At 70.6% G+C, this 11189-nt stretch carries 9 protein-coding genes and 1 pseudogene; 6 read left to right on the forward strand and 4 right to left on the reverse strand.

Features of this window, described 5'->3' with window-relative positions:
* From ACYVE7_RS19480 to ACYVE7_RS19490, 3 genes and pseudogenes are all read left to right on the forward strand, one after another.
* Positions 1 to 302 (forward strand): annotated as a pseudogene (locus tag ACYVE7_RS19480) (hypothetical protein); the annotation flags it as partial.
* Complete coding sequence (locus ACYVE7_RS19485) at positions 299 to 1423, forward strand: glycosyltransferase family 4 protein (RefSeq protein ID WP_460366379.1); 1125 nt, start codon at positions 299 to 301, stop codon at positions 1421 to 1423. The pseudogene ACYVE7_RS19480 and the gene ACYVE7_RS19485, both read left to right, overlap by 4 nt.
* Positions 1420 to 2154, forward strand: a complete 735-nt coding sequence (locus ACYVE7_RS19490) for a DNA alkylation repair protein (protein ID WP_460366380.1) — start codon at positions 1420 to 1422, stop codon at positions 2152 to 2154. The genes ACYVE7_RS19485 and ACYVE7_RS19490 overlap by 4 nt, the downstream gene beginning before the upstream one ends.
* A 51-nt stretch (positions 2155 to 2205) precedes the next feature.
* On the opposite strand, the gene ACYVE7_RS19495 is transcribed toward ACYVE7_RS19490, so the two are convergent.
* Positions 2206 to 3189 (reverse strand): zinc metalloprotease, encoded by a 984-nt coding sequence (locus tag ACYVE7_RS19495; RefSeq protein ID WP_460366381.1) that lies wholly within the window; start codon positions 3187 to 3189, stop codon positions 2206 to 2208.
* A gap of 232 nt (positions 3190 to 3421) precedes the next feature.
* Between ACYVE7_RS19495 and guaA the strand changes: the two genes are divergently transcribed.
* Positions 3422 to 4972 (forward strand): glutamine-hydrolyzing GMP synthase, encoded by a 1551-nt coding sequence (guaA, locus tag ACYVE7_RS19500; RefSeq protein WP_460366382.1) that lies wholly within the window; start codon positions 3422 to 3424, stop codon positions 4970 to 4972.
* 1 nt (position 4973) lies between these two features.
* On the opposite strand, the gene ACYVE7_RS19505 is transcribed toward guaA, so the two are convergent.
* Genes ACYVE7_RS19505 through ACYVE7_RS19515 form a run of 3 tightly spaced genes read right to left on the reverse strand, consistent with a single transcriptional unit; the run spans position 4974 to position 7587 of the window.
* On the reverse strand, positions 4974 to 6326 hold the full coding sequence (locus ACYVE7_RS19505) for a sensor histidine kinase (protein ID WP_460366383.1): 1353 nt from the start codon (positions 6324 to 6326) through the stop codon (positions 4974 to 4976).
* Positions 6323 to 7012: a response regulator transcription factor gene (locus ACYVE7_RS19510; protein ID WP_460366384.1), complete on the reverse strand. Its 690-nt coding sequence runs from the start codon at positions 7010 to 7012 to the stop codon at positions 6323 to 6325. Before ACYVE7_RS19510 ends, ACYVE7_RS19505 begins: the two co-directional genes overlap by 4 nt.
* A gap of 17 nt (positions 7013 to 7029) precedes the next feature.
* Positions 7030 to 7587 carry a TetR/AcrR family transcriptional regulator gene (locus tag ACYVE7_RS19515; RefSeq protein WP_460366385.1) on the reverse strand — a complete coding sequence of 186 codons (558 nt, stop codon included), beginning with the start codon at positions 7585 to 7587 and terminating at the stop codon, positions 7030 to 7032.
* 193 nt (positions 7588 to 7780) lie between these two features.
* On the opposite strand from ACYVE7_RS19515, the gene ACYVE7_RS19520 reads away from it, so the two are divergent.
* Together ACYVE7_RS19520 and ACYVE7_RS19525 are read left to right on the forward strand one after the other, a co-directional pair.
* Entirely contained in the window at positions 7781 to 9343 is a 1563-nt protein-coding gene (locus ACYVE7_RS19520; RefSeq protein ID WP_460366386.1) for a succinic semialdehyde dehydrogenase, read from the forward strand.
* 36 nt (positions 9344 to 9379) lie between these two features.
* A complete protein-coding gene (locus ACYVE7_RS19525; protein WP_460366387.1) occupies positions 9380 to 11107 on the forward strand; it encodes a GMC oxidoreductase in 1728 nt (575 codons plus the stop codon).
* Positions 11108 to 11189: the final 82 nt, after the last annotated feature.

Genomic DNA, 11189 nt, shown 5'->3' on the forward strand with positions numbered 1-11189 from the left:
GGCGGCTGGCCGGCTGGGTGCGGCGCGGCCCGCACCGCAGGAGCTTCCCCGCCGACGTCGCCGCCGGCGGCCGGTTCGAGACCGCCGTCCGGATCTCCCGGCTCCGCCGCTCCTGGCCCCGCTGGGATCTCTACCTGGTGTCGGGACGGACCGAGCTGCGTCTGGGCCGGCATCTGGACGATGTCAGGGGCAAGGCGGAGATCTTCGTCTACCCGTCACAGCAGACCCTGCGGAACCGGGTGAAACCGGTCTATGTCGAGGACGATCATCTCGCGATCCACTGCCGGAGGGCCGCCCGATGAGACTCACCTACCTGCTGCTGAGCTGTGCGGGCCGCGGCGGCACCATCCGCTCGGTGCTGACCCAGTGCGGGGCGATGGCCGCCGCCGGGCACGACGTCGAACTGATCGCCGCGATCCGGAAGTCGGCCCAGCCGGGCTTCCCGCTGCCCGACGGGGTCCGGCTGCGCTACCTGGTCGACTGGCGGAACCGGACCGACCGCGGCCGGGTCGGCACCGAGATCCCGGCGGGCGAGACCCGCGGCGGCGAGTACACCGAGGAGGTCGTCGGCGCGATCCGCGCCGCGCTCGGCGCCCTCGACACCGACGTCCTGCTCACCACCCGGCCGGGGCTCGATCTGCTGGCCGCACGGCACACCCGTCCCGGCGTGCTCAGGATCGCGCAGGTCCACGCCTCGTTCTCCCAGGTCAGGGAGCCGCTCCGGGACGCGATCATCGCCGAGTACCCGCACCTGGACGCCGTGGTCACCCTCACCGAGGCCGACCGGCGCGCCTACCGCGCCTTCCTGGACGTCCCGGTGGCCGCGATCCCCAACGCCCTGCACACCCTCGACGTCCCCGACCGCGACCCCGACGCGACCATGGTCGTCGCCGCCGGACGGCTGGAACGGATCAAGGGTTTCGATCTGCTGATCAAGGCGTTCGCGCCGGTCGCCGAGGAACACCCCGACTGGACGCTCCGGATCTTCGGCGCGGGCACCAAACAGCCCCAGCTCCGCAAGCTGATCTTCAAACGGCATCTGTACAACCACGTCCATCTGATGGGCCACACCCGGAACCTGTCCGCCGAGTACGCCAAGGCGTCGGTGTTCGCGTTCAGCTCCCGGCACGAGGGGTTCGGGCTCGCGCTCGCCGAGGCGATGAGCCACGGGCTCGTCCCGGTCAGCTTCGACTGCCCGTACGGGCCCGGCGAGATCATCGCGCCCGGCGAGGACGGTCTCCTCGTGCCCAACGGGGACATCGAGGCGATGACCGACGCGCTCCGCACCGTCATCACCGACCGGGAGAAGCGCGTCCAGATGGGCGACGCCGCCCGCCGCAACGCCCGCAGATTCGGTCCTTCGTCGCAGGTCGAGGCGTGGGAGCGGATTCTGTCCGAGGTGCCCGTCACACTGGGGGGATGAGCGAGGGCTTCAGTGTCGGGAACTTCAGTGCCGAGGAGATCGCGGACCGGATCGAGGGGGAGCTCCGGGCCGTGGGGACGGCCGAGCGCGCCGAGGCCGAGAAGGCGTACATGAAGAGCGCGCTGGAGCACATCGGGGTGACCGTCCCGGCGATGCGGCGGATCACTCGGCTGGCCGTCCGCGGGCTCGACCGGGCCACGGTCCTGGCGCTGGTCGAGGAGCTGTGGGCGTCGGGGGTGTTCGAGCTGCGCTCGGCGGCCGTCGAAGCCCTGATCGCCAGGGCGGAGGTGCTGGAGACCGGCGACGTCGCGGTGGCCGAACGGCTGATCAGGGACGCCCGGATGTGGGTCTACGTGGACGCCCTGGCCGTCAAGGTCGTCGGGGAGCTGCTCTACGACGACCACGCCCCGCTCGACCGGTGGGCCGAGGACGAGGAGTTCTGGATCCGGCGTTCGGCGCTGCTCGCGCTGCTGCCCGGGGTGCGGGACGGCGATCCCGATCTGGCGCGGATCTCCGCCTACGGCGAGCTGATGATCGGCGAGAAGGAGTTCTTCCTGCGCAAGGCGCTCGGCTGGACGCTCCGCGAGGTGGCCAAGAAACGGCCCGGCTGGGTGCGGGAGTGGGTCGCCGACCGGATCGACACGGTGTCGGGCGTCACGATCAGAGAGGCGGTGAAGCCCCTGCCGGAACGCGATGCCAACGAGCTGATGGCCGCCTACCGCTCCCGCTGAACCGGCCTGCCCACCGAACCGGCCGAGGCCGGGTCTGGGGCCGGCAGCAAGTCAGTGGTAGACGCGCCACTGCTTCCACACGTTGTGGATACGGATGCCCTGACCCTCGGTGAACTCGGTCATGCAGTCGTCGTAGGCGTAGTCCATGTAGTTGTGGATCGGGTCGGTGCCCGGCGCCGCGCACGTGTCGGCGACGACGGGGCAGCCGCTGGCGGGCTCCAGCTCGTCCGGGGTGTCGGAGACCAGGTCGCCGGCCTCGCAGCCGTCCTGGTCGGGGTAGTTCCGGCCGAACGTGTGGTAGAGCCCGAGCCAGTGGCCCGTCTCGTGTGCCCCGGTGAAACCGAGGTTGTAGTTGGCGATCTTCCCTCCGGGCATGCTGCCGAAGTGGATGATCACGCCGTCCTCTTTGGGGCGCTTGGTGTAGTCCCACGGCCAGGTCGCCCAGCCGAGCAGCTCGTTGCCGAGGTCGGCGGTGTAGAAGTTCAGGGTGCCCTTGCCGCCCTTGTGCAGCTTCTTGGTGAAGGTCGGCGCGTACCTGCGGGGGTTGGTGAACCAGCCCTTGTTCTCGGTCCTGGTGATGCCCTTCAGCCAGAAGTTCACCCGGACTCCGGCGCCGCCGCGCTTGCCGCGGTAGGTCGAGTCCAGGACATCGAGCTGCTTCTGCAGCGCGGCCTTGGACACATCGCCCTTCCTGCCGTTCTTGATCACGTGGAACCAGACGGGGATGTCGATCCACTCATCGTTAGCGGCCCGCGCCAGCATCCCGCCCGCGGTGGCCTTGCGGAGCGTCCGCTCGATCTCGGCAGCCTTCCGCGGCGTCACCGGCGCCATCGGCTCCTTGGCGCGCGCGCCCGACCGGACCCGTGCGTCCGAGAGCCCTGCGTCCGAGAGCTCATGGGCGAGGGCGTCGCCCGTGCAGGCCGCCTTGGCGGCGGGGGCCGCCGTCCGTGCGCCCGCAGGTCTGGCCGCCTGCGAAACCGACGCCGCCGCGACCACGGCGAGGCCGAGCGCGGCGTACTTCCCTGGACGCAACAAGACAGGGCTCCTCGAGGGGTGACGGGGGCGGGGCGGGTTCCGACAGTACACAAAGAACATGAGGTTGCAGGGCGGTACGGGCAACCTTCGGCATGGACGGGGTGTCCGAACCCCCGGCGCCCCGGGGCTTCCCCCTGCGGCTTCCCTCTGCGGTTTTCCCCCTGCGCTCACGGAACGTAGATGCCCCTTAGACTGTGGCTACTCCGTGTCCTCCTCCTTAGGGGTCTATTCCGTGACCGAACAGTCGTTCGACACTGTTCTCGTCGTTGACTTCGGCGCGCAGTACGCGCAGCTGATCGCCCGGCGGGTCCGCGAGTGCCAGGTGTTCAGCGAGATCGTCCCGTCGACCATGCCGGTCGCCGAGATGATGGCGAAGAACCCGAAGGCGATCATCCTGTCGGGGGGTCCCGCCTCGGTCTACGAGCCGGGCGCGCCCGCCGCGCCCGAGGGCCTGTTCGAGGCCGGGGTGCCGGTGTTCGGCATCTGCTACGGCTTCCAGGTCATGGCCCAGACCCTGGGCGGCGTCGTGGAACGCACCGACGTCGCCGAGTACGGCCGCACCCCCCTCGCCGTCAGCGGCGGCTCCCTGTTCGACGGGCTGCCCGTCGAACAGCAGGTGTGGATGTCGCACGGCACCTACGCCAGCCAGGCGCCCGAAGGCTTCACCGTGACGGCCACCACCAGCGTCACCCCGATCGCGGCGTTCGAGAACCCCGAGGCGGGCTTCTACGGCGTCCAGTTCCACCCCGAGGTGCTCCACACCGAGCACGGGCAGAAGCTGATGCGCCGGTTCCTGGAGCTGGCCGGGGTCCGCAGCAACTGGACCATGGTCAACATCGCGGAGGAGTCGATCGAGGCCGTCCGCGCCCAGGTCGGCGACAAGCGCGCGATCTGCGGGCTGTCCGGCGGCGTCGACTCGGCGGTAGCTGCGGCGCTGGTGCAGCGGGCCATCGGGTCCAAGCTGACCTGCGTGTACGTCGACCACGGGCTGATGCGCAAGGGCGAGTCCGAGCAGGTCGAGAAGGACTTCGTCGCGGCGACGGGCGTCAACCTGAAGGTCGTGGACGCGCAGGAGCGGTTCCTGTCCGCGCTCGCGGGCGTCACCGACCCCGAGGAGAAGCGCAAGATCATCGGCCGGGAGTTCATCCGGGTCTTCGAGGCGGCGGCCCGCGAGATCTCCGCGGACGGCGATGTCGAGTTCCTGGTCCAGGGCACCCTCTACCCGGACGTCGTGGAGTCGGGCGGCGGCACCGGCACCGCCAACATCAAGTCGCACCACAACGTGGGCGGGCTCCCCGACGATCTGCAGTTCGGGCTGATCGAGCCGCTGCGCACCCTGTTCAAGGACGAGGTCCGGGCGCTGGGCGAGCAGCTCGGCCTGCCCGCCGAGATCGTCTGGCGCCAGCCGTTCCCGGGGCCCGGCCTGGGCATCCGGATCATCGGCGCGGTCGACCGCGAACGTCTCGACCTGCTGCGCGAAGCCGACGCGATCGCCCGCGAGGAGCTGACCAAGGCCGGCCTCGACCGCGACGTCTGGCAGTTCCCGGTCGTCCTCCTGGCCGACGTGCGCTCCGTGGGCGTCCAGGGCGACGGCCGCACCTACGGCCACCCGGTCGTGCTGCGCCCCGTCTCCTCCGAGGACGCCATGACGGCCGACTGGTCGCGCCTCCCCTACGACCTCCTGGAGAAGATCTCCACCCGGATCACCAACGAGGTCCGCGAGGTCAACCGCGTCGTCGTCGACATCACCTCCAAGCCGCCCGGCACCATCGAGTGGGAGTGATCTAGCGTTCGGGGCTGCCCGGCAGCAGGACGGTCACCTCGGTGCCGCCGCCGTCCGGCTCGGACAGGTCGATCTCGCCGCCCAGATCCCGGACGACCTGGGCGGCGATCGCCAGCCCGAGGCCCGAGCCCGGCACGCCGCGGGCGCTGGGCGCACGCCAGAACCGGTCGAACACGAACGGCAGGTCCTCGGCGCGGATCCCGGGGCCGCGGTCGCGGATGGTCAGCCTGCCCGCGTCCAGCTCGACCGTGATCACGGAGCTTTCTGGCCCGAACTTCACGGCGTTGTCCAGCAGGTTGACCACGGCCCGCTCCAGCGACGCCGGCTCGCCCGGCACGAACCAGGGGCGCACCCGGACGTCGAACACGGACGTCCCGCGGAGCTGGGCCCTGCGGGCGGCGTCCTCGACGACCGTGTGCAGCGGGACGGGCGCGTGGGAGTCCCGTTCGGCGGGGCGGGACGGCCTGGCCAGTTCGAGCAGGTCGCCGGTCAGGACGGTCAGCTCGGTGACCTGCTCGCGCAGATCCGACAGCAGCGCCCTGCGCCCCGCGGACGGCAGGTCGCGGCCGGTGTCCTCGCTGCGCAGCAGCAGTTCGATGTTGGCGTGCAGGCTGGTCAGCGGGGTGCGCAGCTCGTGGCCCGCGTCGGCGACGAGCCTGCGCTGCCTGTCCCGCGAGCTGGCCAGGGCCGCGGTCATCGCGTTGAACGCGGTGCTCAGCCGGGAGATCTCCTCCGAGCCGCCGTCCGGGACGGGCGTCGACAGGTCCTCGGTCCTGGCGATCTCCGAGACGGTCTCGACCAGATCGTCGACGGGGGCGAGGGCCGTCCGGGCGATCAGCCGGCCGATGCTCGCGGCCAGCAGCACCCCGCAGGCCGCGGCGCCCGCGAACAGCCAGGCGAGCTGGCGCAGCACCCGGTCGATGTCGTCGGTCTGCCGGGCCACCGAGAACGCGAGCCCGTCGCCCGCGTGCCGGACCAGCACCCGGACCCTGTCCCCCGAGTCGGTCAGCCCGTCGCGCAGCTCGGCGCCCTCGACCCTGGCCAGTTCGACGTCGGACGGCGCGACGGCCACGCCCTGCGAACCGGACACGCAGCGCAGCCCGTCCGCCCGAACGACCTGGTGCAGGAACAGGTAGTCCTGGTCGTCCTCGGGGTCGGGAAGCTGGCGGCAGTCCCGATTCAGGCTGGCGACCAGCCCGGGGCGTGACGGCCGCTGCTCCAGGTCCAGGTCGAGCTGCCGGTGGAGCTGGTCGCTGAGCATCAGCCAGCAGGCGACGGCGGCCGCCGCGATCGCCGCGGCCACCGCGGCGGCGACCAGCAGGGTCAGCCGGGCCCGCAGCGAACGCCGTCTCACGGCGCTTCCGGCCGCAGCACGTACCCCACGCCTCTGACGTTGTGGACGAGCCGGGGCAGCCCGCCCTCCTCGGTCTTGCGCCGCAGGTACATGACGTACACGTCGAGCAGGTTGGTGGAGGTCTCGAAGTCCAGCGACCAGACCTCTTTCAGGATCTCGGCCCTGGTCAGCACCTGTCCCGGCCGCGACATCAGCATTCTGAGCAGCGAGAACTCGGTGGCCGTCAGGCCGAGCGGACGGCCGTCGCGGGCGGCCTCGCGGGTCGCGGTGTTGAGGACGAGCCCCGCGCAGGCGTAGGCGACGCGCTGCGGGGCCGGTGCGCGCCGTCTGAGCACGGCGCGCACCCTGGCCAGCAGTTCCTCGAGCGAGAACGGTTTGGTGAGGTAGTCGTCGGCGCCGGAGTCGAGCCCCGCGATCCGCTCGGCGACGGCTTCGCGCGCCGTCAGCATGAGGACGGGCACGTCGTTGTCCTCGTCGCGCAGGATGCGGCAGACCGAGACCCCGTCGGGCCCCGGCAGCATGACGTCCAGGACGATCAGGTCGGGGCGTTCCCCCCGCGCCTTGGCGAGCGCGTCGTTGCCGTTGGCGGCCACGATGACCCGGTACCCCTCGAACTCCAGGATCCGGCGGACGGAGTCCCGCACCGCCCGTTCGTCATCGACCACCAGCACCAGGGCCTCGCTCACCCCGCCAACCTATGTGATCAGGCGGGGACGGGGCGGCCGAGGACCATGCGCATTCCGCTCGCGTACACCTCCGGCGGCACCCGGTCGGGGTCGAGCAGGTGCTGGAGCGCCAGCCCGAGGTCCATCGCCATGGCCAGGGTGGCCCTGTCGCGGGACGACACGTCGTCGCCGTCGTCGAGCTGTTCGGCCAGGCCGTCGCGCTGCGACTGGTACCAGTCGGCGACCCGCCAGCCGGCGGCGTAGTCGCGCATCCCGTACAGCCAGAACTCGACCAGGAGCTGGGCGAGCAGCCGTGACTCGTCGGTGGCGAGGCCCTTGGCGTACTCCAGCCAGTCGCCTTGCCGGACTCCGCCGCAGAACTCGGCGCCGCTGGTGGTGTAGCGCTCCAGCAGGGCCAGCAGCAGGTCGGTCTTGCCGGTGAAGTTGGAGTAGACGGCTCCCTTGGTGAGCCCGGCGGCCGCGGCGACGTCGTCGAGCGACGCTCCGTGGATGCCGCGTTCGGCCCAGAGACGCTGGGCGGCGTCCAGTAGGGCCACTCTGGTCTGCTCCCTTTTCTCCTGTCGTCCCGTCCTCATCTTGGTTCCCTCCACGTGCTTCTCCCCTCCCTGAGAATTTCCCCCCTTTTCTGATACACCGGCCGGGCATGGTCGTTCCGGAATATTTCAAACTGGACCGGTCCAAGGTGTGCGCCACTTCACAATGACCGGGTGGCCATATGCGTTACTGGTGGGTATCCAATCCTGGCCAGGTGGTCATATGCTGACGAGTATGGCAATCCAGACGGCTTCTGCCCGCTCCCTCTCCGACGCTGTCGTCGGCAAGATCACCTCCCTGGTGGTCTCCGACGGGGGCAGCACCGTGATCAATGCGCCGTTCACCGGCGAGCCGCTCGCCACCGTCCCCACCTCCTCGGCCAAGGACGTCGAGACGGCCTACGCCAAGGCGCGCGCAGCGCAGAAGGCGTGGGGCGCGCTGCCCGCCGCCGACCGCGCCAAGCCCGTCCTGCGCTTCGTCGACGAGCTGATGGCCCGCCGTGACGAGATCCTCGACATCCTCCAGTGGGAGACGGGCAAGGCCCGCCGCCACGCGTTCGAGGAGTTCCTGGACGTCACCCTCGGCCCCCTCTACTACGCCCGCAAGGCCGGCAAGCTGCTGGCCCCCAAGCGGCGCGCGGGAGCCTTCCCGATCGCCACCAAGACCTACGAGCACCGCCAGGCCAAGGGCGTCGTCGGCATGATCACGCCCTGGAACTACCCGATCAGCATGGGCGTCGGCGACACGATCCCGGCCCTGCTCGCGGGCAACGGCGTCGTGCACAAGCCCGACACCCAGACCGCGCTGTCCGTGCTCTGGTGCGTCGACCTGCTGATCCAGTGCGGGCTGCCGCGCGACCTCTGGCAGATCGTCCTCGGCGACCCCGCCGAGATCGGCGACCCGCTCATCGCCAACGCCGACTACATCGCCTTCACCGGCTCCACCCGCGCCGGACGGCTGATCGCCGAGAAGGCCGCGCCCCGGCTGATCGGCTACTCGCTGGAGCTCGGCGGCAAGAACCCGATGGTCGTCCTGGAGGACGCCGACCTGGACAAGGCCGCGCGCGGCGCCGTCCGGGCCTGCTTCTCCAACGCCGGGCAACTCTGCATCTCCATCGAGCGGCTGTTCGTCCACGAGAACGTCTACGACGCCTTCGTCGCGAAGTTCGCGGCCGAGGTGAAGGGGATGAAGCTCGGTTCGTCGCTGACGTTCGACGAGCAGATGGGCTCCCTCACCTACCCGCGCCAGCTCGAGACCGTGTCCGCGCACGTCGACCAGGCCGTGGCCAAGGGCGCGACCGTCGTCGCCGGCGGCAAGGCGCGGCCCGACCTCGGCCCGCTGTTCTACGAGCCGACCATCCTCACCGACGTCACGACCGACATGGATCTGTGCGCCGGGGAGACCTTCGGCCCGGTCGTCGCCGTGTACAAGTTCGCCACCGAGGAGGAGGCGATCGAACGGTCGAACGACACCCCCTACGGGCTCAACGCGTCCGTGTGGACCAGGAACCTGGCGCGCGGCCGCCGCGTCGCCGCCCGGATCCAGGCCGGCACCGTCAACATCAACGAGGGCTACGGCTCGGCCATGGCGTCGCACGACGCGCCCATGGGCGGGATGAAGCAGTCGGGCGTCGGCCGGCGGCACGGCTCGGAGGGCCTGCTCAAGTACACCGAGGTCCAGACGATCGCCTCGCAGCAGTACATGGAGCTCGAACCCCCCGCGCAGATCACCTATGCGAAGTACGCGGACCTGCTCACCTCGTCGCTGAAGGCGATGAAGCGCTTCCGCCTCAAGTAACACCCACCCCCCCGCCGTGTGTGCTGAGGAGCCGCAGTGGATTTCGACGTGCTGGTGGTCGGCTCGGGTTTCGGTGGCTCTGTCACCGCGCTCCGACTGACCGAAAAGGGCTACAAGGTCGGCGTCATCGAGGCCGGCCGCCGCTGGGACACCCGCGGCGAGGGGACGGGCGACCGCCCCCTCCCCCGGACGAGCTGGCGGCTGCGCAGCTATGTGTGGGCGCCCGCGCTCGGGCTGACCGGCATCCAGCGCATCCATCTGGTGCGCGGCAAGAAGGGCAGCATGGTCACCGTGCTGGCCGGAGCCGGCGTCGGCGGGGGCTCCCTCAACTACGCCAACACCCTGTACGTGCCGCCCGCGCCGTTCTTCCAGGACAGGCAGTGGGGGCACATCACCGACTGGCAGGACGAGCTCGCCCCCTACTACGACCAGGCCACCCGGATGCTGGGCGTCGTGCAGAACCCGTCGATGACGGCCGCCGACAAGGTGATCAAGAAGGTCGCCGACCGGATGGGCAAGGGCGACACGTTCCGGCTGACGCCCGTCGGGGTGTTCTTCGGCAAGCACGGCGGCTCCGTCGAGCCCGACCCGTTCTTCGGCGGCGAAGGGCCCGCCCGCAAGGGCTGCACCCAGTGCGGCGAATGCATGACGGGCTGCCGGCACGGCGCCAAGAACATGCTCACCGAGAACTACCTGTACCTCGCCGAGAAGGCCGGGGCGCGGATCATGCCGCTGTCGCGCGTCACCGACGTCAAGCCGCTGGACGGCGGCGGGTACGCGGTGTCGATCGTGCGGACCGGGGCCCTCGGCCGCAACCGGCGGACCCTCACCGCGAACCAGGTCGTGTTCGCGGCCGGCACCTACGGCACCCAGAAGCTGCTGCACAAGCTCAAGCGCAAGTCGCTGCCCGGCCTGTCCGACCGGCTCGGCGTGCTGACCCGCACCAACTCCGAGGCGCTGCTCGGCGCGGAGCGGTTCAAGGCCGACGCCACCGACTACTCCAAGGGCGTCGCGATCACCTCCTCGTTCCACCCGGACGAGAAAACCCACATCGAACCCGTCCGGTACGGGCACGGCTCGAACCTGATGGGCGGGGTCCGCACCATCCTCATCGACGGCGGCGGCGCGCCCCGCTGGGCGAAGTTCCTCGGCGAGCTCGTCAAACGGCCGTGGGACCTGGCGCGGCTGCCGAACCTGCGCCGCTGGTCGGAGCGGACCGTCATCGCGCTGGTCATGCAGACCGCCGACAACTCGATCACCACGCGCGGCAAGCGGGGCCCGTTCGGCTGGGACCTGCGCGCCGCGCAGGGCCACGGCGAACCGAACCCCACCTGGATCCCGGTCGGGCACGAGGCCGTCAAGATGATGGCCGAGGAGGTCGGCGGGATCGCGGGCGGTAGCTGGGGCGACCTGTGGGACATCCCGATGACGGCCCACTTCATCGGCGGCTGCACCATCGGCGACTCCCCCGCGACGGGCGTCATCGACCCCTACCACCGGGTCTACGGCCACGAGGGCCTGCACATCGTCGACGGTTCAGCGATCTCCGCGAACCTGGGCGTCAACCCGTCCCTCACCATCACCGCGCAGGCCGAACGCGCCATGTCGTTCTGGCCGAACAGCGGCGAGGCCGACGCGCGCCCCGCCCTGGGCGCGGCCTACGCCCGGCTCAAGCCGATCCTTCCGAAGAACCCCCAGGTCCCCGCGACGGCCCCGGCCGCCTACCGGCTGCCGATCGTCGAGGTCAACCACGGCAAGTCCTGACGGCTCCTAGTACTACATGCCTAGATCTTGAGTGGGTTCCGGAGTTCAATCACCTGAGAGGGTGGGGGCATGCCACCTTGGT

The sequence above is a fragment of the Actinocorallia lasiicapitis genome, assembly GCF_054778695.1.